Raw genomic sequence first — 26,942 nt, 5'->3', positions numbered from 1 at the left:
TCCACATCAATTTCTCACCTATACTGCTTTGTTAGTATTTCGTTGTTGATAAACTTCAGGAGACGTTAGTGTGAAAGCTGGCAATCCGTTCGATTTACTTTTACCGTCTGAAATGGCTAAAGTCGCTGAGGAAGCCGGTGTCTATAAAGCTCAAAAGCACCCCTTCACCACGTTTTTTTTGGCGATTACCGCAGGCGTTTTTATTTCCATCGCGTTTGTTTTTTATATCACGGCCACAACCGGGACTGAAACTATCCCTTATGGCGTAGCGAAGCTTATTGGCGGCATCTGCTTTTCGCTGGGGCTGATGCTGGTCGTGGTCTGCGGCGCCGACCTTTTCACCTCGACCGTGTTAACCATGGTAGCTAAAGCCAGCGGACGGATTACCTGGGGTCAGCTGGCGCGCAACTGGCTCAATGTCTATATAGGGAATTTCTTCGGCGCGATGTTTTTTGTCGGGCTGATCTGGTTTGCCGGCCAGTATATGGTGGCAAATGGTGCATGGGGGTTAAATGTTCTGCAAACGGCTGACCATAAGATGCACCATACTTTTATTGAAGCTGTCTGCCTCGGCACCCTCGCTAACCTGATGGTTTGCATGGCGGTCTGGATGAGCTATTCCGGCCGCAGCCTGACGGACAAAATGCTGTCGATGGTGCTGCCCGTAGCGATGTTTGTCGCCAGTGGTTTTGAGCACAGTATCGCCAACATGTTCCTTATCCCCATGGCGATCGTTATTAAAGATTTCGCCGCACCGGAGTTCTGGCAGGCCACGGGAACCACGGCAGCACACTTTTCCAGTCTGACAGTAGGCAACTTCATTGTTGACAATCTTATCCCCGTGACGCTTGGCAACATTATTGGCGGTGGATTGCTGGTCGGCCTGACCTACTGGGTTATCTATTTGCGGGACGGCGATCATCACTGATTGCCGACAACAGGATTAAGCCCTGCTGTGCTGCAGCAGGAACGAAAGAACTTCATTGAAAAGGTGATCACATGAGCGAGCAAAATGTAAACCAGGCTGCTGCCTGGGCAGGCTTTGCAGAGGGCGAATGGCAGAACAGCATCAACGTCCGTGACTTCATTCAGAAAAACTATACGCCTTATGAAGGTGATGAATCCTTCCTGAGCGGCGCAACTGAAGCGACCACTAAGCTGTGGGATAAGGTAATGGAGGGCATCAAGCTCGAAAACCGCACCCACGCGCCGGTCGATTTCGATACCGATTTAGCCTCTACTATTACCTCCCATGACGCTGGCTATATTGACCGCAAACTGGAAACCATTGTCGGCTTACAGACTGAAGCGCCGCTGAAACGCGCGCTGATCCCTTTTGGCGGCATTAAGATGGTGGAAGGCTCCTGTAAAGTTTACGGACGCGAGCTGGACGCCGGCCTGAAAAAAGTCTTTACCGAGTACCGCAAAACGCATAACCAGGGCGTATTCGATGTTTATACGCCGGATATTCTGCGCTGCCGTAAGTCCGGCGTGCTTACCGGTTTGCCAGATGCCTACGGCCGCGGCCGCATCATTGGCGACTACCGTCGCGTTGCGCTTTACGGCATTGATGCGCTGATGAAAGATAAATTCGCCCAGTTTGCCTCGCTGCAAAGCGATCTTGAAAATGGCGTCAATCTTGAAGCGACAATCCGTCTGCGTGAAGAGATCGCCGACCAGCATCGCGCGCTGCAGCAGATTAAAGAAATGGCTGCCAAATATGGCTGTGATATTTCCGGCCCGGCCACAACGGCGCAGGAAGCCGTGCAGTGGACCTACTTTGGCTACCTGGCCGCCGTTAAATCGCAAAATGGCGCGGCAATGTCTTTTGGTCGCGTATCCACCTTCCTGGATATCTACATTGAACGCGATCTGCAGGCGGGCAAAATCACCGAGCAGGATGCACAGGAACTGATTGACCACCTGGTGATGAAGCTGCGTATGGTGCGCTTCCTGCGTACGCCTGAATACGATGAGCTGTTCTCCGGCGACCCAATCTGGGCAACGGAATCGCTGGCCGGTATGGGCGTTGACGGCCGTACGCTGGTAACCAAAAACAGCTTCCGCTTCCTGAATACCCTGTACACTATGGGTCCTTCGCCAGAGCCAAACATGACCATCCTGTGGTCTGAAAAACTGCCGCTGAACTTCAAGAAATTTGCGGCCAAGATTTCAATCGATACTTCATCCGTTCAGTACGAAAACGACGATCTGATGCGTCCTGACTTCAACAACGACGATTATGCTATCGCCTGTTGCGTCAGCCCGATGATCGTCGGCAAGCAGATGCAGTTCTTCGGTGCCCGCGCCAACCTCGCTAAAACCATGCTTTACGCTATCAACGGCGGCGTGGATGAAAAACTTAAAATGCAGGTAGGCCCAAAAGATCCGCCGATGATGGACGACGTGCTGGAATATGAAAAAGTGCTGGATCGCATGGATCACTTTATGGACTGGCTGGCGAAACAGTACGTTACCGCGCTGAACATCATTCACTATATGCATGACAAATATAGCTACGAAGCTTCTTTGATGGCGCTGCACGATCGCGATGTCTATCGCACCATGGCCTGCGGTATTGCCGGTCTGTCCGTCGCTGCCGATTCACTTTCCGCGATCAAATATGCCAAAGTTTCCCCTATTCGCGACGAAGATGGACTGGCCGTTGATTTCAAAATTGAAGGTGAATATCCGCAGTTCGGCAACAATGACTCACGCGTAGATGATATTGCCTGTGACCTTGTTGAACGCTTTATGAAGAAAATTCAGCAGCTGCAAACTTATCGTGATGCTGTCCCGACTCAGTCGGTGCTGACTATCACCTCTAACGTGGTATACGGTAAGAAAACCGGCAACACGCCAGACGGTCGCCGTGCCGGTGCACCTTTTGGCCCAGGCGCTAACCCAATGCACGGCCGCGATCAGAAAGGCGCTGTGGCTTCGCTTACCTCCGTTGCGAAGCTGCCATTTGCCTACGCTAAAGACGGCATCTCCTACACTTTCTCTATTGTGCCAAACGCGTTAGGTAAAGATGACGACGTACGTAAAGCCAACCTTGCCGGTCTGATGGATGGCTATTTCCATCATGAATCCAGCATTGAGGGCGGTCAGCACCTGAACGTTAACGTGATGAATCGCGAAATGCTGTTGGAAGCGATGGATAATCCTGAGAAATATCCTCAGCTGACCATTCGCGTTTCGGGTTATGCGGTGCGTTTTAACTCGCTGACCAAAGAGCAGCAGCAGGATGTGATTACCCGTACCTTTACGCAAACGATGTAAGCCTCAGGGCTCCGGTTCGCCGGAGCCCAGCCTGCTTTGCCAGCCCTCTTCTTCGCAGGCGGCTGGCAAAACAGACTTAACGCAGCTTCAGACTGCGCAGCCGCTACAAGCGGCATGACTATGGAGAATTCACCGCAATGTCAGTTAAAGGTCGTATCCACTCGTTCGAATCCTGCGGGACCGTTGATGGCCCCGGCATCCGCTTTATCACCTTTTTTCAGGGCTGCCTGATGCGCTGCCTCTACTGCCATAACCGGGATACCTGGGATACGCACGGCGGTAAAGAGGTTACGGTGGAAGAGCTGATGAAAGAAGTTGTCACCTATCGTCATTTTATGAACGCATCAGGCGGCGGCGTTACCGCTTCGGGCGGTGAAGCTATCCTGCAGGCTGAGTTTGTCCGCGACTGGTTTCGCGCCTGTCATGCAGAAGGCATTCATACCTGTCTGGATACTAACGGCTTTGTTCGCCGCTACGATCCGGTTATTGATGAACTGCTGGAAGTAACCGATCTGGTGATGCTGGATCTCAAGCAAATCAATGATGATGTTCACCAAATCCTCGTCGGCGTCTCTAACCATCGCACGCTGGATTTTGCCCGATATCTGGCCAAAAAGAATATCCGTACCTGGATACGCTATGTGGTTGTCCCCGGTTATTCCGATGATGATGACTCCGCACACAGGCTGGGCGAATTTACCCGCGACATGGGCAACGTCGAGAAAATAGAGCTGTTACCCTATCACGAGCTGGGTAAACACAAGTGGCTGGCAATGGGTGAGGAGTATAAGCTGGACGGCGTCCATCCTCCCAAAAAAGAGACGATGGAGCGGGTCAAACATATCCTCGAAGGATACGGGCATAAAGTGATGTATTAACGAGCGGTGACCCGCTCGTTATTTTACTTTTCAGCCATCAGGCATGTGCGATCGGCGTGGCATGACGATCGGCCTTGCGCAGCAGCATCATCAGATAAACCAACGCCACGCCCGCAATCATCACAAACAGTACACGGTCAGAATAGCTCTGCATCAACATTGAGGTCAGCGCCGGTCCTGCAAGGCTACCGGTGGTATAGCTCAGCAGCAGCGCCTGATTCATCGCCACCAGCTCATGATGCGCCACTTTTTCGCAGGCCCAGGACATCGCGACAGGGTAAAGCGTAAAGCCTGAACAACCCAGCACAAAGAGCGCGGGTGCCATAGCCGCATTGCTGAGCATCGCTACCGCGCCCAGGATGACGCCAAACACCAGCACGCGCAGCACCAGCAGCCGCCCATAGCGATCGGCCAGGCGCCCTACCGGCCACTGTCCGATAATGCCGGCGCTGACCAACAGCGCCATCCAGTAGCCGACGGCGGAGTCGTTCATTCCCTGATGGGAAAGATACAGCGGCATCAGGCCGTACAGCGATCCCAGCAGGATCCCGGAAATAATGCAGCCGTTGATCCCCAGGCGTGCGCTGCGTCGACGCAGCATAGACCACATGCGCCCGGCAGGAGCTTCTTCTCCCTCGCCGCTGGCGGTAATCCGGGTAAAAACCAGCGGCAGAATAGCCGCTACGATAAAACCGGTTACCCAGGGCAGAGTATGCAGCAGTTCCGTTGACACCTTGCTGACCAGCAGCTGACCAATCACCGTCGCCACATAATAGACAATCATATAGGCTGCCAGCAGCTGACCGCGATTACGCAGGGTGCCGCTGCACAATAAGGCGCTTTCAACCACTACCCATATCAGAGCGCAGCCGATACCCGCGACGAAACGCCAGACGGACCATGCCCAGAAACCGTGTTCGAAGCCCAGCGCGGCCGTAGCCAGGGCAAACAGCGCGGTAGCAATGTAGTAAGCGCGATTAAAGCCCAGCCGCTTGATTAGCCAGCCAGCTATCAGGGTGCCGATCAGGTTTCCCGTAAAATAAGCGGAGCTGACCGTGCCGACCTGCCAGGTAGGCAGAGCCTCATGAGTAAGCCAGAGCGGCACCAGCGTGTTGAGCACGGCGATGGCGATAGTCAGCAGCAGCAGGCCGCAAAGCAGCACAATAACGGGACGGGACCAGGTAGACATAGTCAGAAATGACCAAAATAAAGGAAGATTTTGCGCGCATAATGCCACTGGCCGAATTATTGTCAACGGGGCGTTTTGGGGCACCGCACAATTTGCCGTGCGGTGATTTAATTTTTTTATCCGCAGCTCTGTAAGCACTGATTAAAAGGCAACCCATACCTGTTTAACCCTTTGATAATGAATAGCTAATAACGAAAACGGGTTTCTTTATCGATGATATTTATTGCTGGATAGCCTGCATGGTTAAGGGCTGCTAAAACCGCAGGCAAAAAAAAACCTGTGGGTATGAACCACAGGTTTTTTAGCTGTCCCGAAGATTAGCCGATAAACTCAAGGCCTTTCATATAAGGACGCAGCGCTTCCGGCACCTGAATTCGGCCGTCTGCCTGCTGATAGTTTTCCAGAACGGCAACCAGGGTGCGGCCTACCGCCAGGCCAGAGCCATTGAGCGTGTGCACCAGACGCGGTTTTTTCTCCGTTTTGCTACGGCAGCGCGCCTGCATACGACGAGCCTGGAAATCGCCCATATTGGAACAGGAAGAGATTTCACGGTAGGTATCCTGCGCGGGCAGCCAAACCTCCAGATCGTAAGTTTTGCATGAACCGAAGCCCATATCGCCGGTGCACAGCAGCACCTTGCGGTAAGGCAGCTCCAGCAGCTGCAGCACCTTCTCCGCATGGCCTACCAGCTCTTCAAGCGCCTGCATGGAGTCTTCCGGCCGCGTGATCTGCACCATTTCAACCTTGTCGAACTGGTGCATGCGGATCAGCCCGCGCGTATCACGACCGTAGGCGCCAGCTTCAGAGCGGAAGCAAGGCGTATGCGCGGTCAGTTTCAACGGCAGCGACTCTTCTTCCAGAATTTCATCACGAACCAGGTTGGTCAGCGGCACTTCTGCGGTAGGGATCAGCGCATAATCGCTGGCCGAGGCTTCCTCATCCAGCGGACGAGTATGGAAAAGATCTTCGCCGAACTTCGGCAGCTGGCCCGTTCCGTAAAGCGTGGCGTGGTTAACCAGATAAGGGACGTAAGTTTCCAGATAGCCATGCTGTTCGGTATGCAGATCGAGCATGAACTGGCTAAGCGCACGATGCATCAGCGCAATTTGCCCTTTCATCACCACAAAGCGCGAACCGGTCAGTTTGGCAGCGGCGGCAAAATCCAGACCGGCGGCCATTTCGCCCAGCTCGACGTGGTCACGCACGGCAAAATCATATTTGCGCGGCTCGCCCCAGCGGCTGACTTCCTGATTCTCGCTGTCGTCTTTGCCCAGCGGCACTTCGTCAACGGGAATATTGGGGATCGCTAAAGCGACATCACGAATTTCGTTCTGTAACGCATCCAGTTCCGCTTTGGCCGCATCCAGGCGTTCGCCCAGCGCGTTCACTTCCTGACGTAACGGCTCGATATCTTCCCCACGCGCTTTGGCCTGCCCGATAGATTTGGATCGGGAGTTACGTTCAGCCTGCAGCGTTTCGGTTTCGACCTGCAGAACTTTGCGGCGCTCTTCCTGCGAGCGCAGCGTTTCAACGTCCAGCTTATAGCCCCGGCGTGCCAGTTTTTCAGCGACTGCGTCTGGCTCATTACGCAGCAGATTGGGATCGAGCATGCTTGTCCTGTGATCAGTAAAAAAAGTGGGCGCATTCGCCAGGCGAATGCATTGAATTCCTTGCTAACCTTACCGCAACGCCCGGATCAACGATAGCGTTTTGTCGGGCTATTTTGATCCTGTTCAGCAAGCCAGGCCAGCTTTTCGCCAATCTTTCCTTCCAGCCCGCGCGAGGTCGGCTGATAATAGCGCGTCTGCGCCATTTCCCCCGGGAAATAGTTCTCCCCCGCGGCGTAGGCGCCGGGTTCGTCATGCGCATAGCGGTATTCGGCGCCCAACCCCATCTCTTTCATCAGCTTTGTAGGCGCGTTACGCAGATGGTCAGGCACATCGTAATCCGGCCGATCGCGCGCGTCGCGCATCGCTGCCTTAAAGGCGGTATAAACGGCATTGCTTTTCGGCGCACAGGCAAGATAAACAATCGCCTGAGCAATAGCCCTTTCGCCTTCGGCCGGCCCTACACGCGTAAAGCAGTCCCAGGCGGAAATAGCCACCTGCATGCCACGCGGATCGGCGTTGCCCACGTCTTCGGAGGCGATAGCCAGCAGGCGACGGGCCACATAAAGCGGATCGCCGCCTGCCGTAATAATACGGGCATACCAGTAAAGCGCAGCATCGGGCGCAGAGCCGCGCACCGATTTGTGCAGGGCGGAGATCAGATCGTAAAAGCGATCGCCTTTATTATCGAACCTGGCGCTACGTTCACCGGAAACTTCGTTAAGCAGCTGCGGCGTTAGCAGACGCTCGCCTTTGTCGCTGACCTCGGCCATATCGGCCATCATTTCCAGGGTATTTAACGAGCGGCGAGCGTCGCCGTTGACCAGCTCCGCAATCATTCTGCGCGTAGCATCAGGCAGCACGATGTTTTGCTTGCCGTAGCCCCGCTCGCTGTCTTGCATCGCCTGATCCAGCACGCTTTCTATATCTTCAACGGTCAGAGACTTCAACAGGTAGACGCGCGCCCTGGAAAGCAGAGCGGAATTGAGCTCGAAAGAAGGGTTTTCCGTCGTAGCGCCAATAAAGGTAATAGTGCCGTCTTCAATATGCGGGAGAAAGGCGTCCTGCTGGCTTTTATTAAAGCGATGCACTTCATCGACAAACAGGATAGTGCGACGTCCGGCATTGCGGTTCTGCCGCGCACGCTCAATAGCCTCACGGATCTCTTTTACGCCTGAAGTGACGGCAGAAATGCGTTCGACATCCGCCTGACCGTAGCGACCAATGATTTCTGCCAGCGTGGTTTTGCCGGTACCTGGCGGCCCCCAAAGGATCATTGAGTGCAGGTGCCCTGCCTCAATGGCCCGCGGCAGCGGCTTCCCCGTCGCCAGCAGATGCTGCTGACCGATATATTCCGCCAGCGTGCGTGGCCGCATACGCGCGGCCAGAGGCTGAAACTCGTTATGAGAGAAATCCAGAGAGAGTGTGCTCACGCTGACCTCACTGACGTTGATCGTCCACCGTCACGCCCTTGGGCGGCGTAAAACGGAATTTGTCGGGGCTGACCGCAGTGTTCTGCTGGCTTTTCAGCGTATAGCTGCTGCGCTGCCCGTCCTGTTCAACGGCGCTGAACTGATTGATGGTGCCGCTGGCGGAGACGTTAATCGTAAACTGCTTCAGGTTGCCATCGGCTGATTTTGGCGTCAGCTCGAAGTTATCGCCAAGCTGTTTGATGTTGTACTGCTTCCAGTCGCTGCGCTGGTTGCGGGCAATCAGCATAAACGGCGTATTGCTGGTGGCGTCTTTCAGCCATGTCGCGCTGACCTGCTCGACAAAGGGATTATAGAACCACAGCGTTTTGCCATCCGAGATCAGGATGCTTTCGTCCGGCGCGGTCATATGCCAGTTGAAAAGATCGGGACGTTTAACCCACAGCTCGCCTTCGCCATCCTGCACGGACTGGCCGCTGCCGTCGGTGACTTTTTGCTGGAAGCTGGCGTGAAAACTGGTGACTTTATCCAGACGCAGCTGCAGGTCGGAAGAAGCGTCCGCCATAGCGCTGGCAGAGGCAAAAGTAGCAAGCAGACAGCATGTGATAGTGAGTTTTTTCATTTACGACATCCTTATTGAAACTTTTGTATCCCGATTAGCGGGCAGGCTTAACTGTAGCCAGGCAGCAAAGAAAGCAACAGGGGAATAAGCTGATTGCGATAGATCGGAGATGGGGACAAAGCGCTGAAATTCAACGGGTCGGCATAACCGACCCGCTGCTTTTGACAAAATATTACATCTCGTGCGGCGGTGGCGAAAGCACCTCGCGGTTGCCGTTATGGCCAGGCGGCGACACGATACTTTGCGCCTCCATCTGTTCAATGATACGGGCTGCACGGTTGTAACCGATACGGAACTGCCGCTGCACGCCGGAAATAGACGCACGACGCTTTTCTACCACGAAGGCGACCGCCTGGTCGAACAGCGGGTCAAGCTCTTCATCGCCATCCAGCCCCAGCGACGCGCTTTCGCTCTCTTCGCCAGCGGTAATGCTTTCGATATATTGCGGACGACCACGCGCCTTCCAGTCTTGTACCACGGCGTGAACTTCTTCATCCCGCACAAAGGCGCCATGTACGCGCACCGGCATTGAAGAGTTCGGCGGCATATAAAGCATATCGCCCATGCCCAACAGCGATTCCGCGCCACCCTGATCAAGAATGGTGCGCGAGTCGATCTTGCTGGAAACCGTAAACGCAATGCGGGTTGGGATGTTAGCCTTAATCAGGCCGGTGATCACATCCACCGACGGACGCTGCGTCGCCAGCACCAGGTGAATACCGGCGGCACGCGCTTTCTGCGCCAGACGCGCAATCAGCTCCTCCACCTTTTTACCCACGGCCATCATCAGATCGGCGAACTCATCCACCAGTACTACGATGTAAGGTAGTTTTTCGAGCATCGGCGGCGATGTTTCCATACTGTCGCCCGGCTTCCAGAACGGATCGGGAATAGGCCGCCCCATCTCTTCCGCCAGCTTAACTTTTTCGTTATAACCCGCCAGGTTACGCACGCCCAGCGCCGACATCAGCTTATAGCGACGCTCCATTTCGCCGACGCTCCAGCGCAGCGCGTTGGCGGCATCTTTCATATCCGTGACCACTTCGGTCAACAGATGCGGGATGCCTTCATAGACCGACAGCTCAAGCATTTTCGGGTCGATCATAATAAAGCGCACTTCTTCCGGCGTGGCTTTATAAAGCATGCTAATAATCATGGCGTTAACGCCAACGGACTTACCGGAACCAGTTGTACCGGCGACCAGCAGGTGCGGCATTTTCGCCAGATCGGCCACCACCGGCTGGCCTGCGATATCTTTTCCTAACACCACCGATAGCGGCGACGGATTGTCGCGGAACTTATCGCATTCAAGCACTTCACGCATATAAACGGTCTGGCGATGCTTGTTTGGCAGCTCCAGTCCAACGTAAGGCTTGCCGGGGATCACCTCCACCACACGAACCGCTACGGCAGAAAGCGAGCGGGCCAGGTCGCGCGACAGATTGGAAATACGCGCGGCCTTCACGCCAGGCGCAAGATCCAGTTCAAAGCGGGTAATAACCGGCCCTGGAGAGATACCAACCACCTCGGCTTTAACCCGATAGTCGGCCAGGCGGGCTTCCACCAGGCGGGCAGTCTGCTCAAGAGCAAACATATCGACGGGTTCGGCTTCCGCTGGCGGTGCCGTCAGTAGATCCAGGGTAGGCAGCGGCGTGGTTGGTTTCTCAAGCGGCTGCTCATGACGCACCAGGAATGGATGGAACAGGCTATCCTGTGGTTTGACTTCCGGCTGGATTTGTTCAGCCTGGCGTACAGGTTCCTGAGCGGCTGGCTGCCACGCTGGTGCGGCCGGTTGTGCAGGCTCCTGAGCCGCTGGCTGCCACGCTGGCGCGACAGGTTGTACGGGCTCCTGAGCGGCTGGCTGCCATGCTGGCGCCGCCGGTTGTACAGGCTCCTGAGCCGCTGGCTGCCACGCTGGCGCCGCCGGTTGCGCAGGCTCCTGAGCCACTGGCTGCCACGCTGGCGCCGCCGGTTGCGCAGGCTCCTGAGCCACTGGCTGCCACGCTGGTGCGGCCGGTTGTGCAGGCTCCTGAGCCGCTGGCTGCCATGCTGGCGCGGCCGGTTGTGCAGGCTCCTGAGCCGCTGGCTGCCACGCTGGCGCGGCCGGTTGTGCAGGCTCCTGGGCCGCTGGCTGCCATGCTGTCGCGGCAGGCTGTATGGGCTCCTGAGCGGCTGACTGCCACGTTGGTGCAGCCTGTTTTACAGGTTCCTGAGGCTGGCTGTGCTGCTGCCACTGCGCAGCGGGCCTGCTCTGTTGATTTTCAGGCGGCAGCGTAAACAGCGGTTCGCCTGCGCCATCATCAACCAAATCTTCTTTAGGCGAGAAATCAAATGCGCCACCGGTATCCAGCGTGGAGGCAGGTGCGCTTTGCTGCGGCTGTCCATAACGCTGGCTTTGCTGTCCGGCAAACTGACGGGCAAGCTCGGCCTGATGACGCGCTTCCTCTTCATCTTCCTCAGCGCTTTCTGCTACAGGCGCGCTGTTTGCTGCGCTATCAGGCTCAGCGTAACGCGCCTGCTGCTGAGCGGCAAAAGCGTCGCGCAGATGGCTTTCATCCTGGCCCGGCTCTTCCGCCCCTGTTGGCGCAGAAGCCTGAAGACGCTGCTCCTCTTCTTTCGCTTTTTCTTCCGCTATACGCTGCGAAGGCAGCTTAATACCATAGGAAGCCAGCTCGCGACGCGTAGGCAGCTTAACCGGATTCGGCCGCGGCAAAGCGGGGCCAATACCCTGCTTGACCTGCGGATTAGCCGGAGCCGCCTCGCTGGTGGCGCTGAAGCCTGGCATAAACGCCGTGGAGGCGGCGGCAGATTGCGCCGCGCTGGCCAGATCCTGTGCGACCTGCTGCGGCTGAGCCGGCTGCGTCGTAGAGAAATCGAAAGGTGAGGCATCCGCTTCCCGCCAGTTGCCCATGCGGGGAGCATCATCTTCATCAGCGACAGGAACCGATGGCGCAGGCGTTTCCGCCGGCATCTCGAAGCGATAAAGTTCAGGCTCTGCCGCTGCTGACGGCGTGGAAACCTGTGCAGCAGGCTCGGCCTGTTGCTGAGCGCTCCCGGGCGCTACAGTAACCGTGGAAGCCGGCGTTGCTGTAGTTGCGGACGCTACCGGCGCCACAGGTGCTGCCGTGGAAACCGTCTGTGCAGCGGCAGCGGCTGCCGTCGGGGCTGCCGCAGGCTTGCTCAGCAGCGGATCGTTGTCGTCCTCTTCGGCCGTTGCCGGCACTGCCAGCAGGATATCGTCTTCATCATCGTAGCGGGCACGCTGCTTCGGAACCGGTTTTTCATCCGGCTCATCGTCATAATCATCATATCTGTATTCGTCACTGCGCGAACGCCCGCTGGCGAAAGTCAGCACGCCCATGACAGCCGCGCCAATTTTTTCAGCGATGGTCAGCCAGGACCAGCCGGTATAAAGCGTCAGACCGGCCGCCCACACGCACAGCAGCGTCAGGGTGCCGCCTGCGGCGTTAAACCATGGCGCCATCGCATTGCTGAGCAGGCTGCCAATTACGCCGCCGGAAGCAAAATACCAGATATCGTCAGCGTTTAGCGCCGCCAGGCCGCATGATGTGACCACGAGCGCCAGTACGCCGATCAGGCGCAGCGCCACCGCAAAGTAATCAATGTAATCCTGCGAATGCCGCTGGCGGAAGGTGATCCAGCATAGTCCGAGGATAACCGCAGGAATGGCGTAGGCCATCACGCCAAAAATGAAGAACAGCGTATCTGCCAGCCATGCGCCAATGCCGCCGCCCAAATTATGGATGGGTTCATGCCAGGCAGTTTGCGACCAGCTGGGATCGGAGGGGTTAAAGCTCAACAGCGCCACCATCAAATAGACGGCAAAAAGCGCCACAACAATCAGTAACGCTTCAAGCAGGCGACGACCGCTGCTCAGCGACTGTAGGGAAACATCTTTATCTTCTGTATATTCCTGGCTCAAGAGTACTCTCCAGGTGCCTGTAAACAATGGAGGCAACAGCGTCGGGCAGGCCCGACGCTGAAACTGTATGAATTCACAGGAGTGTACCGAAACCTATCAGGTTTTGCACCTGCCCTGTGTTACCGCGTCTTAATGACTAAGCGGTTACTTTGTTTCACTTCTTCCATGACCACATAGGTCCGCGTATCGTTTACGCCAGGCAGGCGCAGCAGGGTTTCACCCAGCAATTTACGGTAGGCGGACATATCCGGCACGCGCGTTTTCAACAGGTAGTCGAAATCGCCTGAAACGAGGTGACACTCTTGAGTTTCCTCAAGTTTTTGCACTGCGGCGTTAAATTGTTCAAACACGTCGGGCGCGCCACGATTCAGAGTAATCTCAACAAATACCAGCAGCGAGGCATCCAGATAGTGCGGATTCAGCTGGGCGGTATAGCCAAGGATAAACCCCTGTCTTTCAAGACGACGAACGCGCTCAAGGCATGGTGTAGGTGATAAACCTACGCGTTTGGAAAGCTCGACGTTAGAGATACGTCCATCCTTTTGCAGTTCGTTAAGGATATTACGATCGATTCTGTCGAGATCTTTTCCAGGCCGTTTTTTATTGTCTACCATTATTATTGTCTCTCTTAATGCCTTCCCTTTGCCTGCCACACCCTGAACGAAATCATTATCGCAGGGTTGTTCTAAGTGAAGTCTGGAGCCTGTTGCGGTGTTATCACGCCCATCCGTATGACGCATGTTGTCTGTCCACACCATGCGTCATGACCAATGACAGACTGAGTTTATTGAGCCGGATGTCCCAAAACAGGAAAAATCTGTCTTGTAAGCTCAAATGTCCTCTGCTTCCCCCACTGTTTTCGCAAAAGCACAGCCGATTGTCAAAGTAAAACAACCAAAATCAGTACAACATGCCAGATGTTGCGCTGCATGACTGTTTTATAATGAAAAAATTTACTCATTGCACCATTTTACAGCGCGTTTCGCCCTGCTTTGGCGCAGTGGTGCCGTTGCTCCCTAAGGGAAATCGGTTAAACCTTTTGCAACCATCGCTAACAAAATCGCAGAACGCTTTTGTTGCCGACCTAAATTCCCTACAATCGCAACATAGTTGGCAGCTAAATAATGAGGGTCTCATGAGCACGGCCAGACACAGTAAATTACTTATCTTAGGTTCCGGCCCCGCTGGATACACGGCGGCTGTTTACGCAGCGCGCGCTAATCTCAACCCCGTGCTGATCACCGGGCTTGAAAAAGGCGGCCAGCTGACCACCACCACGGATGTGGAAAACTGGCCCGGCGACCCGCACGATCTGACCGGTCCGGGTCTGATGGAACGTATGCATGAACATGCGGTAAAATTTAATACTGAAATTATCTTCGAGCATATTCACAGCGTTGATTTACAGCATCGCCCTTTCCGTTTGATCGGCGACAGCGGTGAATACACGGCAGATGCGTTGATTATTGCTACCGGCGCCTCCGCTCGCTACCTTGGCCTGCCTTCTGAAGAAGCGTTTAAAGGCCGCGGCGTTTCAGCCTGCGCAACCTGTGACGGCTTTTTCTACCGTAATCAGAAGGTAGCCGTGATCGGCGGCGGCAATACGGCCGTAGAAGAAGCGCTGTATCTGGCGAATATTGCGTCGGAAGTGCATCTGATCCACCGTCGCGACAGCTTCCGCGCAGAGAAAATCCTTATCGATCGCCTGATGGAAAAAGTGCGTAACGGCAATATCGTGCTGCATACCAACCAGACGCTGGACGAGGTCATGGGCGATCAGATGGGCGTCAGCTCGCTGCGCCTGCGCTCCACGCTGGACGAGTCGCAGCAGGAACTGAGCGTTGCCGGTCTGTTTGTTGCTATCGGCCACAGCCCGAATACGGCGATCTTTAAAGATCAGCTGGATCTGGAAAACGGCTACATCAAAGTGCAGTCAGGCCTGCACGGTAATGCAACGCAAACCAGCATTCCGGGCGTGTTCGCCGCAGGTGACGTTATGGATCATACCTATCGTCAGGCGATTACCTCTGCCGGCACCGGCTGTATGGCCGCGCTGGATGCGGAACGCTATCTGGATGGTTTAGTTAAAGAATCTCAGTAATCGTTACTGCTTTGATGCGATCTCGGTAAAGGCGACCTGTTAAGGTCGCCTTTTTATTTTCTGCGCTGTACCATTGCTCGCGATTACCCTTACTAAGGGCATGGCATTGCAATTTTACCTGCCCCAACGCGCGGCATATTGGTACAGCATGGATAAATTCCGACAGCAACAGCTCCTTTCCTGGCTAAAAAAACAGCGTATCTACGGCAATTTCTGGTTCAGACTATCGCTGCTAATCGGCATGGTCGGCGCGCTGCTTATTGTTTACCAGGCCTGGCTATTGGCTACCCTGCTGCAAGGGCTGATCGTTGATCATCTTTCTCGCGATGCGCTTCTTCCGCAATTTATTCTGCTGCTTTCCTGTTTTGTGCTGCGCGGCGTATTTCTGTGGCTGCGTGAGCTGGCCGGGTTCGCTTCGGGCCGGGCCATCCGGGAGAAACTGCGCCGCGATATTCTGGACAAGCTGACTAAGGCTGGCCCCGCCGTTATCCAGGGTCAGGCTGTCGGAAGCTGGACCACGCTTTTGCTGGAGCAAATTGATAACCTTCAGGATTACTACGCGCGTTATTTGCCGCAAACGCTGCTGGCCGCGCTCATCCCCTGCCTAATCCTTGCTGTTCTGTTTCCCGTAAACTGGGTGGCAGCGCTGATCCTGCTGCTGACGGCTCCGCTTATTCCGCTGTTTATGGCGCTGGCCGGTATGGGCGCGGCCGACGCTAACCGGCGTAATTTTCAGGCCCTTGCTCGGCTCGGCGGCTATTTTCTCGACCGCCTTCAGGGCATGGAAACGCTGCGGCTGTTTAATCAGGCCGACGCGGAAACCGATCGTATTCGCACCGCTTCGGCCAGCTTTCGTCAACGAACCATGGAAGTACTGCGGCTGGCCTTTCTCTCCTCGGCCGTACTGGAGTTTTTTGCTGCCGTTTCTGTAGCAGTGGTGGCGGTCTATTTTGGTTTTTCCTACCTCGGCGAGCTGAACTTCGGCCATTACGGCACCGGCATCACGCTTTTTGCCGGCTTTCTGTCGCTTATCCTTGCGCCGGAATTTTTTCAACCGCTCAGAGAGCTGGGCACGTTTTATCATGCCAAAGCGCAGGCTACAGGCGCCGCTGACGCGCTGGAGAAATTCCTGACAGCGGAACGGCTTCAGGCATCATCCGGCACGCTGACGCCCAACGTTGAGCAAGGTATGACGCTTACCGCCGCTGATTTGCGGATTATGACGCACGAGGGGATAGAGCTTGTCGGGCCGCTCAATTTTACCCTTAACGCAGGGAAAAGAGTGGCGCTGATTGGGCGAAGCGGCGCGGGCAAAACCTCTTTGCTGAACGTCCTGGCCGGGTATTTGCCCTATCAGGGATCGTTGAAAATAAACGATACGGAGCTGCGTGATATCCTGCCGTCCTGGTGGCAACAGCAGCTTGCCTGGGTGGGACAGAACCCGCATTTACCTGCGCAGACCGTGCGCGAAAATATTGTTGCGCATGGCGAGGGCGATCCGCTCAGGTTACAGCAGGTTTGCGAGCTGGCTGGCGTGGACGAGTTTCTGGCGCGCCTGCCTGAAGGCCTGGAAAGCACGGTCGGCGAACAGGCGGCGGCCCTCTCCGTAGGGCAGGCGCAGCGCATCGCTGTGGCGAGAGCGCTTTACAAGCCTTGTCGACTGCTGCTGCTGGACGAGCCTGATGCCAGCCTTGACGGCCCGGCTGGCGAGCACGTAAACCGGGCGCTGCTGGCCGCCTCTTTCAATCAGACCACGTTGTTTATTACCCATCGGCTCGATCGCTTAGCGGAGTGGGATGAAGTCTGGCTGCTCCAGGCGGGAGAAATCGTCCAGCAGGGCAGTAAAGCGCAGCTGCTGCAACGGCCCGGCCCCTTTAAAGCGCTGGTTGAGGAGGCGCAGGCATGAAGCTAATCCGACCCTGGCTTGCGCTTTTGCGCCCGCATGCTCCGCGCCTGATGCTGGGCATTTTGCTGGCGGTCGTGACGCTGCTGGCGAGCATCGCATTGCTGACGCTTTCCGGCTGGTTTCTTGCGGCCTGCTCGCTGGCGGGCGCCGCCGGGCTTTACAGTTTTAACTATATGCTTCCTGCGGCTGGCGTAAGAGGCGCCGCAATTTTACGCACCGTCGCTCGCTATGCGGAAAGGCTGGTCAGCCATGACGGTACTTTTCGTATTCTGGAAGATTTACGCGTGTTCACTTTTAATAAATTGATCCCGCTTTCGCCCGGCGCGCTGGCTCGTTTCCAGCGGGGTGACCTTCTGAATCGGCTGGTAGCCGATGTGGATACGCTCGATCACCTTTATCTGCGCCTGCTCTCTCCCCTACTCGGCGCGCTTGTCGCGATTGTGACGGTAACGCTTCTGCTCGGCTCGCTGAACTGGCCGCTGGCGCTGATGTTGGGCGGTATCATGCTGGCGACGCTGCTGCTGCTGCCGCCAATCTTTTACTGCCTGGGACGGAAAGAAGGCGAAGCGCTGGCGCACCTGCGCGCCCTGTATCGTAGCCAGCTGACAGGATGGCTGCAAAGCCAGGCGGAGATGCGAATTTATGGCGGCGTGCAGCGCTTTCGCGCCCGGCTTGATAACACGGAAGCGCGTTGGCTGGGCGCTCAGCGCTTCCGCGCCCGTCTTACCGGCTTATCGCAGGGATTGCTGACGATTATTACCGGCGCGACGGCCGTTTTACTGCTCTGGTCAGCCTCAGCGCTGTTTCATGACGCCACGCTCGCTCTGTTCCTGTTTTGCGCGCTGGCGGCCTTCGAAGCCCTGGCTCCGGTTGGCGGCGCCTTTCTGCATCTGGGGGAAGTCTTCGCCTCTGCCCGTCGCGTTAATGAAGTGATTCTGCAAAATCCGGCCGTGAACTTTCCGGCTGAGCAGGGCAAAAGCCCTGCCGGTATCCGACTAAAGCTGCATGATGTCAGCTTCAGCTATAACGAAGGTTTTCCCGTGCTGCGCTCGATCTCCCTGGACATTGCGCAAGGTGAACACGTTGCGCTGCTGGGCAGCAGCGGCTGCGGTAAATCCACGCTGCTTCAGCTGCTCACCCGCGCATGGGATCCGACAAACGGCGAAATCCGGTTAAACGATCGTCCGCTGGCCGCGTGGGATGAAGCCACATTACGCAGGGCTACCGGCGTTGTGACGCAGCGCGTGTATCTGTTTAGCGCCACGTTACGCGATAATTTATTGCTGGCCGCGCCGCATCGCCATGACGACGAGCTGCTCGCCATGCTGCGAAAAGTCGGGCTGACAACGCTGATTAACGCTGAAGGCCTCGATGCCTGGCTGGGCGAAGGCGGCCGTCAGCTGTCGGGTGGCGAGCGGCGTCGGCTGGGGCTGGCCCGCGCGCTGTTGCACGACGGCCCTTTACTGCTGCTCGACGAGCCGACGGAAGGGCTGGACACCCACACCGAACGGCAGATCCTTACCCTGCTGCGGGAAGCCGCCCGCGGCAAAACGATGATCGTGGTCACGCATCGTCCGCAGGGGCTACGCCATTTCGACAAAATTTGCCTTATGGAAAGCGGCACCGTGGTCGAACAGGGAACCCACGTCGAATTAATCTCAAAACGCAGCCGTTACAGCGCTTTCCTGCAGCGGATTACGGTATAGTCATAGCCTTCTCGCATTACTGAGACAGTGACTATGCGCCTGATGCAGCTCTCAAGAGAATCACTTAATTTTCCACCGCCGGAGATGGCGCTGCGTGAACCGAACGGCCTGCTGGCGATGGGCGGCGATTTAAGTCTGCCCCGCCTGCTCAGCGCCTATCAGCGCGGGATTTTTCCCTGGTTTTCGCCAGGCGATCCTATCTTATGGTGGTCGCCGGATCCGCGCGCGGTGCTGTGGCCGGAAAAGTTTCACCTTAGCCGCAGCATGAAGCGTTTTCATCAGCGATCGCCCTATCGCGTGACGCTGAATCAAAGCTTTAGCGAAGTAGTGGAAGGCTGCGCCAGCGATCGTCAGGAAGGCACCTGGATCACGCCCGCCGTGAAGCACGCCTGGCAGCAGCTGTTTGATGCTGGCGAAGCGCAATCCATCGAGGTCTGGCACGACAAAGAACTGGTTGGCGGTATGTACGGCCTGGCGCTGGGACAGATTTTTTGCGGCGAATCGATGTTCAGCCGCTGTGAAAATGCCTCAAAAACGGCGCTGCTGGTTTTCAGCCGCTATTTTCTACAGCAGGGCGGCAGGCTGATCGATTGCCAGGTGCTGAATCCCCATACCGCTTCGCTTGGCGCCGAAGAGATGTCCCGCGCTGACTATCTTAAACAGCTTGATTTGCTGGCCAAACAGCCGCTTCCGCCCGAATGCTGGCGTCAGCAGACCCTTTTTTAAGACCGTACGGTGATGTTTTCCATGCAGACCAGGATAATAATGGTATAATATGAGAGCTTGGTATGCGTGTATAAGCCTTTTTGAAGACCGCACTTTCCCCCCGGTTTTGTACCAACTCTTGATTACGCGTTTCCGTGCGCTGCTTATGCCGCAGGGAGGCCGACGCTGGTGGAATCATCAGCTATTCTTTACATAACGTTCTTAAATCGGCATTATTTGCTGATTCGAGACAAAGGTTATAACACCCAGAGGATTTGATGGCCAAAGAAGATAATATTGAAATGCAGGGTAAGATAGTGGATTCATTACCTAACACTATGTACCGTGTTGAACTGGAAAATGGACACGTCATTACTGCGCATATCTCCGGTAAGATACGCAAAAACTATATCCGTATCTCAACGGGCGACCAGGTTACCGTAGAACTGACCCCATACGATCTGAACAAAGGTCGTATCACCTTCCGTATCCGCTAACCTACTTTACTGCAGATGCTGGCGCCTGATGCGCCGCACGGGTAAAAAAAAGGCCGAAGAATCTTCGGCCTTTAGTTTTTTTACGCCTAATGTACAGAGCCTTCCGTTTTGCGCTTTTCGGCGCTCACGAACTGGTAAGTCAGCTGGTTCTGCTCTTTGTCGAGCGCCACCGAAACCGACCCGCCGTCCACCAGGGAGCCAAACAGCAGCTCGTTCGCCAACGGTTTTTTCAGGTTTTCCTGCACCGTACGCGCCATTGGACGCGCGCCCATCGCTTTATCGTAGCCTTTTTCTGCCAGCCAGTTGCGCGCTTCGTCGCTGACTTCCAGCGAGACGCCTTTCGCATCCAGCTGCGCCTGCAGCTCAACGATAAACTTATCCACTACCTGATGGATAACCTCGCTGTCGAGGTGTTTGAACCAGATAATGTTATCCAGGCGGTTACGAAACTCTGGCGTAAAGATCTTTTTGATCTCTTCCATCGCATCGGTGCTGTTGTCCTGATGGATCAGACCAATAGATTTACGTTCGGTTTCACGTACGCCAGCGTTCGTGGTCATCACCAGCACCACGTTGCGGAAATCGGCTTTACGCCCGTTGTTATCGGTCAGCATCCCGTTATCCATCACCTGCAGCAGCAGGTTGAAGACGTCCGGATGCGCTTTCTCGATCTCATCAAGCAGCACCACGGCGTGCGGATGCTTGATCACCGCGTCCGTCAGCAGCCCGCCCTGATCGAAACCGACATAGCCCGGAGGCGCGCCGATCAGACGGCTGACGGTATGGCGTTCCATATATTCCGACATATCGAAACGCAGCAGCTCAATGCCCAGCGCTTTCGCCAGCTGTACGGTGACCTCTGTTTTACCCACGCCCGTAGGGCCGGCAAACAGGAAGGAACCAACAGGCTTGCGATCCTGCCCCAGACCGGCGCGGCTCATCTTGATCGCTTCGGTTAAGGCTTCGATAGCGTTGTCCTGACCAAACACCAGCATTTTCAGCCGGTCGCCGAGGGTTTTCAAAGTGTCGCGATCCGTGGCGGAAACGCTCTTCTCAGGAATACGCGCGATACGGGCAACCACGGATTCAATATCCGCCACGTTAACCGTTTTCTTGCGCTTGCTGACCGGCAGCAAACGTGCGCGCGCGCCCGCTTCGTCAATCACGTCAATCGCTTTATCCGGCAGATGACGGTCGTTGATATATTTCACCGCCAGCTCAACCGCTGCACGTACTGCTTTTGCGGTATAGCGGACGTCATGGTGCGCTTCATACTTCGGCTTGAGGCCGTTCAGGATCTGCACCGTTTCATCTACCGTAGGCTCGGTAATATCGATTTTCTGGAAACGACGCGCCAGCGCGCGATCTTTCTCAAAGATATTGCTGAATTCCTGATAGGTGGTGGAACCCATCACGCGAATTTTGCCGCTGGAAAGCAGCGGTTTGATCAGGTTGGCGGCATCTACCTGCCCGCCGGAAGCGGCACCGGCGCCGATGATAGTATGGATCTCATCGATAAACAGAATGCTGCTGTTATCCTGCTCAAGCTGTTTCAGCAGCGCCTTAAAGCGCTTCTCGAAATCGCCGCGGTATTTAGTACCGGCAAGCAGCGACCCGATATCCAGCGAGTAGATGGTGGCGTCTTTCATCACTTCAGGCACGTCGCCCTGCACGATACGCCACGCAAGCCCTTCGGCGATCGCGGTTTTACCCACGCCCGATTCGCCCACCAGCAGCGGATTGTTTTTCCGGCGGCGGCAGAGAACCTGAACGGTACGCTCCAGCTCTTTATCCCGCCCGATCAGCGGATCGATACCGCCTACGCGAGCAAGCTGGTTAAGATTGGTGGTGAAGTTTTCCATACGTTCCTCCCCGCCTGCCTGCTCTTCGTTAACAGGGTTTTCTGCGCCCGAAGCGGGCCCCTGCTCATCTTTGCGCGTGCCGTGAGAAATAAAATTAACCACGTCAAGGCGGCTGACTTCATGCTTGCGCAGCAGATAGGCAGCCTGGGATTCCTGTTCGCTGAAGATAGCGACCAGCACGTTAGCGCCCGCTACTTCACTGCGGCCGGATGACTGCACATGGAAAACGGCGCGCTGTAGAACGCGCTGAAAGCTGAGCGTAGGCTGTGTGTCGCGCTCTTCTTCGCTGACCGGCAACACCGGGGTTGTTTGTTCAATGAAGGCTTCGAGCTCCTGCCGCAGAGCCACAATATCCACCGTGCAGGCTTCAAGGGCCTCTCTTGCTGATGGGTTACTGAGCAACGCCAACAGCAGATGCTCGACGGTCATAAACTCATGTCGGTGCTCGCGCGCTCTGGCGAAAGCCATATTTAAACTGAGTTCCAGTTCTTGATTGAGCATAGGCACCTCCCCCATTAGATCGCCTTATTCAGGCTTTTTCCAGCGTACACAGCAACGGATGTCCGTTCTCCCTCGCATATTTATTGATATGCGCGACCTTGGTCTCCGCCACTTCGGCGGTAAAGACACCGCAGATTGCCTTTCCCTGGTAGTGAACCGTCAGCATCAGTTGCGTTGCACGTTCAACATCATAAGAAAAGAACTTTTGCAGTACGTCAATAACAAATTCCATAGGTGTATAATCGTCATTATTCAGAATAACTTTATACATCGAAGGCGGCTTGAGACCTTCGCGGAGTTTGTCTTCTGCAAGATGTTCAAAATTAAGCCAATCGTTAGTGTTTCCCATACGTACCCAATATGAAAACGTTGCCTGCCTGCATCAGACTAACACCCTTAAGCGTAAGTTTAGCACGCCCGAAATGCTGTCCGAAGCCGGTGAATTTTTGCACCAACCTGCAACTACGCGACCTTCATCACAAAAATAGCAATAGCGTTAACTGCTTCAAATTTTGATGAATTCATCCCGGCATCTCCTCTTCATTCGCTTGACGCCTGGTACGATTTCTCTACAGTACAGGCGTATGCTGGATGCGTTTTAACCAGCCTGGAGGCCAATGCCTCACTACCTCACCCATTTGAATGTCTTGCGAGGGATCCAAAAGCATGGAGACGGGTACTGTTAAATGGTTCAACAATGCCAAAGGCTTCGGCTTTATCTGTCCGGTCGGTGGCGGCGAAGATATCTTTGCTCATTATTCCACTATCCAGATGGATGGCTACCGAACGCTGAAAGCCGGGCAGCAGGTTCAGTTTGATGTGCACCAGGGGCCAAAAGGCAATCACGCCAGCCTGATTGTCCCCGTTAATGCCGAAGCGGCAGTTGCTGTCAGCGCCTGACCGCTTAGTGATATTCTGACCAACCTTGCAATAAAATGCCAGCCAGCGTCGCTGGCATTTTTATGGGCAACTTTTACCAACCTTAGTAAAGTGGCGCCGTCCTGTCATTTTTCAAGCCCCCTTTTTGCACGAAATTAATTTTCATCCTCGCTTCTTGCCCTCCGCCGCGTTTCAGCGCAGTAAATTTGCGTTAAATCAACCTGGCTGCGTTTTTTCAGGACAGATTATGTCCTGAAGGATTAATGTTGCATTTTAAATGCAACTTTAAAGGATAAGGCTATGTTTTGCGTGCAATGTGAACAAACTCAACGCCGTCTTACGGGTAACGGCTGTACCGGCGTGCGCGGCGCCTGTGGGAAACTGGCACAAACGTCAGATTTGCAGGATCTGCTGATTGCCACGCTTCAGGGGCTTTCCGCCTGGGCGCTGGTGGCGCGACAGCAGGGTATTATTCTGCATGATATCGACAGTTTCATACCAAAGGCGCTGTTTGCCACGCTAACTAACGTCAATTTTGATTCCTCACGCATCGTAGCGCTTGCCCGTCAGGCCATCAGCTATCGGGAACAGCTAAAAGCGTGCTGCAAGCTTCCTTGCAGCGCAGAAAATTATCCTGCGGCGGCAATAGTCCTGGAAAGCGATGACCCTGGGCAGCTACAGCAACAGGCGCTGGCGTGGCGCCCCAATCGCGGCCATGCGCATGAGGATATTATCGGTCTGCGCCTGCTGTGCCTGTATGGCCTGAAAGGCGCGGCGGCCTATATGGAACATGCCCATGTTCACGGCTACTTCGATAACACCATTTACCAACAGTTTCATCAGATCATGGCCTGGCTGGGCGCGCAGCCGGACAGCGCCAGCGATCTGCTGGCGGCGGCGATGAATATCGGCAAAATGAATTTCGCCGTCATGGCGATGCTGGACAAGGCGCAGACCACCACTTACGGTTCGCCGCAGCCCGTGGCGGTTAATACCCGGCCGGTGGCGGGAAAAGCGATCCTGATTTCCGGGCACGATCTGCGGGATCTGCAACTGTTGCTGGAACAAACCGCAGGCAGCGGTATCAACATTTACACGCATGGCGAAATGCTGCCGGCACATGGCTATCCGCAACTGAAGCGCTATGCGCATCTGGTCGGCAACTATGGCAGCGGCTGGCAGAACCAGCAAAAAGAGTTCGCCGCCTTTCCCGGCCCGATCGTTATGACCTCCAACTGCATTATCGATCCTTTCAGGGGCGATTATCAGCAGCGTATCTGGACCCGCAGCATTGTCGGCTGGCCCGGCGTGAATCACCTGCACGACGACGACTTTTCTGCCGTTATCGCGCAGGCGCAGCAGATGCCGGGCTTCTCCACCAGCGAGATCCCCCGCACCATTACTACGGGCTTTGGCCGCCAGACGCTGCTTGACGCCGCCGACAGCGTGATTGAGCTGGTGAAACAGCATCAGCTGAGGCATATCTTTCTGGTAGGCGGCTGCGACGGCAATCGCGTGCAGCGCAGCTACTTTACCGATTTGGCCACCGCCATTCCCGATGACTGTCTGATCCTGACGCTGGGCTGCGGTAAATATCGCTTTAACAAACTGGCTTTCGGCACGCTGGGCGGCCTGCCTCGTCTGCTGGATGTGGGCCAGTGCAACGACAGCTATGCGGCTATCGTGCTGGCGGTCAGGCTGGCGGAAAAATTAAACTGCGACATTAACGATCTGCCTTTATCGCTGGTGCTCTCCTGGTTTGAGCAGAAAGCGATTGTCGTGCTGCTGACGCTCTTGTCCCTTGGGGTAAAAAACATTTACACCGGCCCGACGGCGCCGGGTTTTCTCACGGATAATCTTCAGGCGCTGCTGAAAAAAGAGTTTGGTCTGCGGCCGACATCTTCCGTACCCGCAGATCTGGCAACGGCGCTGCATTGATGCCTTGCCGCATTATTTTCGCCTGCGGCGCGCGCCGTATAATGCCCTACCCTTTGCTCAGCCTCGACTATGCTTTTTGCTGAAGATCTCTCCCTTCGGGACACTGATTAAAGCTTTAAAGGAGCAGAAATGAAGCAAACGCTAGCCGCACTGGTGGCGAAAACACTTGAAAACGCCGGCGTAAAACGCATTTGGGGCGTAACCGGGGACTCGCTTAACGGGCTGAGCGACAGCCTGAACCGCATGGGCACCATCGAATGGATGCCGACTCGTCATGAGGAAGTCGCCGCTTTCGCTGCCGGGGCCGAAGCGCAAATCAGCGGTCAGCTTGCCGTCTGCGCCGGTTCGTGCGGGCCGGGCAACCTGCATCTGATCAACGGCCTGTACGACTGCCACCGCAACAACGTGCCGGTGCTGGCGATTGCCGCGCATATTCCCTCCAGCGAGATCGGCAGCGGCTATTTCCAGGAAACGCATCCGCAGGAGCTGTTTAAAGAGTGCAGCCACTACTGCGAGCTGGTTTCCAATCCCGAGCAGCTGCAACAGGTGCTGGGCATCGCGATGCGTAAAGCTATTATCAATCGGGGCGTGTCGGTCGTGGTTATTCCTGGCGACGTGGCGCTACAGCCCGCGCCGGAAAACGCTCGCGCCGAATGGTATCCGCCGCAGTTCCCTATCGTGCAGCCGCCCGCCAGCGAACTGGACAAGCTGGCGCAGCTGCTTAATGAATCAAAAAATATCACGCTGATGTGCGGCTACGGCTGTGCGGGCGCGCATACGGAAGTGGTGCAGCTGGCGGAAACGCTGAAAGCGCCCATCGTTCACGCGCTGCGCGGCAAAGAATATATTGAGTACGACAACCCTTACGATGTCGGTATGACCGGCCTGATTGGCTTTTCATCCGGCTATCACGCCATGATGAATGCCGATACGGTGATCCTGCTGGGAACGCGTTTCCCTTACCGCGCTTTTTATCCTGAAAAAGCGAAAATTATCCAGATTGATATCGATCCAGGCAGTATCGGGTCGCATTGCCATGTGGATATGGCGCTGGTCGGCGACGTTCGGGCCGCCCTTTGCGCGCTGCTGCCGCGCCTCGAAGTAAAAGAGGATCGCGCGTTTCTGGATAAGGCGCTGAAGCATTACCAGGAAGCCAGAAAGAGTCTGGACGAGCTGGCGACCGCCAACGACAAACAGGCGATCCACCCGCAGTACCTGGCGCAGCAGCTTAGCGAGCTGGCCAGCGAAGACGCGATTTTTACCTGTGACGTCGGCACGCCTACCGTCTGGGCCGCACGCTATCTGAAAATGAACGGCAAACGTCGTCTGCTGGGATCGTTCAACCACGGTTCCATGGCCAACGCCATGCCGCAGGCGCTGGGAGCGCAGGCTATTGACAGGCAGCGCCAGGTGATAGCGATGTGCGGCGACGGCGGCTTCTCTATGCTGATGGGCGATTTCCTGTCGGTAGCACAGCTTAAGCTGCCGGTGAAGCTGGTGGTGTTTAATAACAGCGTGCTGGGCTTTGTGGCGATGGAAATGCAGTCCGGCGGCTATCTGACCGACGGCACCGAACTGCAAAACCCGGCATTTGCCGATATCGCCAACGCCTGCGGCGTGAAGGGCATTCGCGTGGAGCGCGCTTCCGAGCTGCCTCGCGCTATCGAAGAGATGCTGGCGCACGACGGCCCGGTGCTGCTGGATGTGGTCACAGCCAGCGAAGAGCTGGTGATGCCGCCGCAGATCAAGATGGAGCAGGCGAAAGGCTTTAGCCTCTATATGCTGCGCGCGCTGATCAATGGTCGCGGCGACGAAGTGGTCGAGCTGGCTAAAACCAACTGGCTGCGGTAAAACATTGGTCTGTCTCACGGACGCTGCGGCGTCCGTTTTGCCCTT

The 26,942-nt window shown here is 55.7% G+C and carries 19 protein-coding genes; 11 read left to right on the top strand and 8 right to left on the bottom strand.

The window, feature by feature from the left end; genetic code table 11:
• The first annotated feature begins 70 nt into the window (after window positions 1-70).
• The 3 genes from focA (at window position 71) to pflA (ending at window position 4,160) form a co-directional block, all read left to right on the top strand.
• The gene (focA, locus tag ACVWZ0_RS08175) at window positions 71-928 is read left to right on the top strand and encodes a formate transporter FocA (RefSeq protein WP_253454714.1); all 858 of its coding nucleotides are present in this window, start codon (window positions 71-73) and stop codon (window positions 926-928) included.
• A gap of 71 nt (window positions 929-999) precedes the next feature.
• The gene (gene pflB, locus ACVWZ0_RS08170) at window positions 1,000-3,282 is read left to right on the top strand and encodes a formate C-acetyltransferase (RefSeq protein WP_253454715.1); all 2,283 of its coding nucleotides are present in this window, start codon (window positions 1,000-1,002) and stop codon (window positions 3,280-3,282) included.
• A 137-nt stretch (window positions 3,283-3,419) separates the two neighbouring features.
• Window positions 3,420-4,160, top strand: a complete 741-nt coding sequence (pflA, locus tag ACVWZ0_RS08165; protein WP_253454716.1) for a pyruvate formate lyase 1-activating protein — start codon at window positions 3,420-3,422, stop codon at window positions 4,158-4,160.
• Window positions 4,161-4,197: 37 nt separating this feature from the next.
• On the opposite strand, the gene ACVWZ0_RS08160 is transcribed toward pflA, so the two are convergent.
• The 6 genes from ACVWZ0_RS08160 to lrp all read right to left on the bottom strand — a co-directional run bounded on the left by ACVWZ0_RS08160 (window position 4,198) and on the right by lrp (window position 13,565).
• On the bottom strand, window positions 4,198-5,349 hold the full coding sequence (locus ACVWZ0_RS08160; RefSeq protein ID WP_253454718.1) for an MFS transporter: 1,152 nt from the start codon (window positions 5,347-5,349) through the stop codon (window positions 4,198-4,200).
• A gap of 317 nt (window positions 5,350-5,666) precedes the next feature.
• Complete coding sequence (serS, locus tag ACVWZ0_RS08155) at window positions 5,667-6,959, bottom strand: serine--tRNA ligase (RefSeq protein ID WP_125288732.1); 1,293 nt, start codon at window positions 6,957-6,959, stop codon at window positions 5,667-5,669.
• A gap of 86 nt (window positions 6,960-7,045) precedes the next feature.
• Window positions 7,046-8,389, bottom strand: a complete 1,344-nt coding sequence (locus ACVWZ0_RS08150; RefSeq protein ID WP_253454720.1) for a replication-associated recombination protein A — start codon at window positions 8,387-8,389, stop codon at window positions 7,046-7,048.
• 7 nt (window positions 8,390-8,396) lie between these two features.
• Window positions 8,397-9,008, bottom strand: a complete 612-nt coding sequence (gene lolA, locus ACVWZ0_RS08145) for an outer membrane lipoprotein chaperone LolA (RefSeq protein ID WP_253454722.1) — start codon at window positions 9,006-9,008, stop codon at window positions 8,397-8,399.
• A gap of 172 nt (window positions 9,009-9,180) precedes the next feature.
• Complete coding sequence (locus ACVWZ0_RS08140) at window positions 9,181-12,951, bottom strand: DNA translocase FtsK 4TM domain-containing protein (RefSeq protein WP_253454723.1); 3,771 nt, start codon at window positions 12,949-12,951, stop codon at window positions 9,181-9,183.
• Between the two features lie 119 nt (window positions 12,952-13,070).
• On the bottom strand, window positions 13,071-13,565 hold the full coding sequence (gene lrp, locus ACVWZ0_RS08135; RefSeq protein ID WP_006118610.1) for a leucine-responsive transcriptional regulator Lrp: 495 nt from the start codon (window positions 13,563-13,565) through the stop codon (window positions 13,071-13,073).
• A gap of 521 nt (window positions 13,566-14,086) precedes the next feature.
• Here lrp and trxB point away from each other — a divergent pair.
• The 5 genes from trxB to infA all read left to right on the top strand — a co-directional run bounded on the left by trxB (window position 14,087) and on the right by infA (window position 19,866).
• Window positions 14,087-15,052, top strand: a complete 966-nt coding sequence (trxB, locus tag ACVWZ0_RS08130; protein ID WP_253454724.1) for a thioredoxin-disulfide reductase — start codon at window positions 14,087-14,089, stop codon at window positions 15,050-15,052.
• 148 nt (window positions 15,053-15,200) lie between these two features.
• Window positions 15,201-16,958, top strand: a complete 1,758-nt coding sequence (cydD, locus tag ACVWZ0_RS08125; protein WP_253454726.1) for a heme ABC transporter permease/ATP-binding protein CydD — start codon at window positions 15,201-15,203, stop codon at window positions 16,956-16,958.
• Window positions 16,955-18,664 (top strand): heme ABC transporter ATP-binding protein/permease CydC, encoded by a 1,710-nt coding sequence (cydC, locus tag ACVWZ0_RS08120; protein ID WP_253454728.1) that lies wholly within the window; start codon window positions 16,955-16,957, stop codon window positions 18,662-18,664. The genes cydD and cydC overlap by 4 nt, the downstream gene beginning before the upstream one ends.
• A 33-nt stretch (window positions 18,665-18,697) precedes the next feature.
• Window positions 18,698-19,390: a leucyl/phenylalanyl-tRNA--protein transferase gene (gene aat, locus ACVWZ0_RS08115; RefSeq protein ID WP_253454730.1), complete on the top strand. Its 693-nt coding sequence runs from the start codon at window positions 18,698-18,700 to the stop codon at window positions 19,388-19,390.
• 257 nt (window positions 19,391-19,647) lie between these two features.
• Window positions 19,648-19,866, top strand: coding sequence for a translation initiation factor IF-1 (gene infA / locus ACVWZ0_RS08110; protein WP_125288739.1), 219 nt, complete (start codon window positions 19,648-19,650; stop codon window positions 19,864-19,866).
• Between the two features lie 86 nt (window positions 19,867-19,952).
• Here infA and clpA read toward each other — a convergent pair whose 3' ends face one another.
• Together clpA and clpS are read right to left on the bottom strand one after the other, a co-directional pair.
• On the bottom strand, window positions 19,953-22,229 hold the full coding sequence (gene clpA / locus ACVWZ0_RS08105; RefSeq protein WP_125288740.1) for an ATP-dependent Clp protease ATP-binding subunit ClpA: 2,277 nt from the start codon (window positions 22,227-22,229) through the stop codon (window positions 19,953-19,955).
• A 28-nt stretch (window positions 22,230-22,257) separates the two neighbouring features.
• Complete coding sequence (clpS, locus tag ACVWZ0_RS08100; protein WP_125288741.1) at window positions 22,258-22,578, bottom strand: ATP-dependent Clp protease adapter ClpS; 321 nt, start codon at window positions 22,576-22,578, stop codon at window positions 22,258-22,260.
• A 317-nt stretch (window positions 22,579-22,895) separates the two neighbouring features.
• On the opposite strand from clpS, the gene cspD reads away from it, so the two are divergent.
• From cspD to poxB, 3 genes are all read left to right on the top strand, one after another.
• On the top strand, window positions 22,896-23,129 hold the full coding sequence (gene cspD / locus ACVWZ0_RS08095) for a cold shock-like protein CspD (protein WP_125288742.1): 234 nt from the start codon (window positions 22,896-22,898) through the stop codon (window positions 23,127-23,129).
• 279 nt (window positions 23,130-23,408) lie between these two features.
• Window positions 23,409-25,046 (top strand): hydroxylamine reductase, encoded by a 1,638-nt coding sequence (gene hcp / locus ACVWZ0_RS08090; protein ID WP_253454732.1) that lies wholly within the window; start codon window positions 23,409-23,411, stop codon window positions 25,044-25,046.
• A gap of 129 nt (window positions 25,047-25,175) precedes the next feature.
• Window positions 25,176-26,897 (top strand): ubiquinone-dependent pyruvate dehydrogenase, encoded by a 1,722-nt coding sequence (gene poxB, locus ACVWZ0_RS08085; protein WP_253454734.1) that lies wholly within the window; start codon window positions 25,176-25,178, stop codon window positions 26,895-26,897.
• The last annotated feature ends 45 nt before the right edge of the window (window positions 26,898-26,942 follow it).

Source organism: Erwinia sp. TECH1 (assembly GCF_054057575.1).
This window is presented reverse-complemented; position numbering and strand designations above follow the sequence as displayed.

Excerpts from the sequence above, each read along its gene's own strand:
- cydC (WP_253454728.1), top strand. The coding sequence starts at position 16,955 with ATGAAGCTAATCCGACCCTGGCTTGCGCTTTTGCGCCCGCATGCTCCG.
- lolA (WP_253454722.1), bottom strand. The coding sequence starts at position 9,008 with ATGAAAAAACTCACTATCACATGCTGTCTGCTTGCTACTTTTGCCTCT.
- infA (WP_125288739.1), top strand. The coding sequence starts at position 19,648 with ATGGCCAAAGAAGATAATATTGAAATGCAGGGTAAGATAGTGGATTCA.
- aat (WP_253454730.1), top strand. The coding sequence starts at position 18,698 with ATGCGCCTGATGCAGCTCTCAAGAGAATCACTTAATTTTCCACCGCCG.
- poxB (WP_253454734.1), top strand. The coding sequence starts at position 25,176 with ATGAAGCAAACGCTAGCCGCACTGGTGGCGAAAACACTTGAAAACGCC.
- ACVWZ0_RS08160 (WP_253454718.1), bottom strand. The coding sequence starts at position 5,349 with ATGTCTACCTGGTCCCGTCCCGTTATTGTGCTGCTTTGCGGCCTGCTG.
- serS (WP_125288732.1), bottom strand. The coding sequence starts at position 6,959 with ATGCTCGATCCCAATCTGCTGCGTAATGAGCCAGACGCAGTCGCTGAA.
- lrp (WP_006118610.1), bottom strand. The coding sequence starts at position 13,565 with ATGGTAGACAATAAAAAACGGCCTGGAAAAGATCTCGACAGAATCGAT.
- hcp (WP_253454732.1), top strand. The coding sequence starts at position 23,409 with ATGTTTTGCGTGCAATGTGAACAAACTCAACGCCGTCTTACGGGTAAC.
- clpA (WP_125288740.1), bottom strand. The coding sequence starts at position 22,229 with ATGCTCAATCAAGAACTGGAACTCAGTTTAAATATGGCTTTCGCCAGA.
- clpS (WP_125288741.1), bottom strand. The coding sequence starts at position 22,578 with ATGGGAAACACTAACGATTGGCTTAATTTTGAACATCTTGCAGAAGAC.
- trxB (WP_253454724.1), top strand. The coding sequence starts at position 14,087 with ATGAGCACGGCCAGACACAGTAAATTACTTATCTTAGGTTCCGGCCCC.
- cydD (WP_253454726.1), top strand. The coding sequence starts at position 15,201 with ATGGATAAATTCCGACAGCAACAGCTCCTTTCCTGGCTAAAAAAACAG.
- pflA (WP_253454716.1), top strand. The coding sequence starts at position 3,420 with ATGTCAGTTAAAGGTCGTATCCACTCGTTCGAATCCTGCGGGACCGTT.
- cspD (WP_125288742.1), top strand. The coding sequence starts at position 22,896 with ATGGAGACGGGTACTGTTAAATGGTTCAACAATGCCAAAGGCTTCGGC.
- pflB (WP_253454715.1), top strand. The coding sequence starts at position 1,000 with ATGAGCGAGCAAAATGTAAACCAGGCTGCTGCCTGGGCAGGCTTTGCA.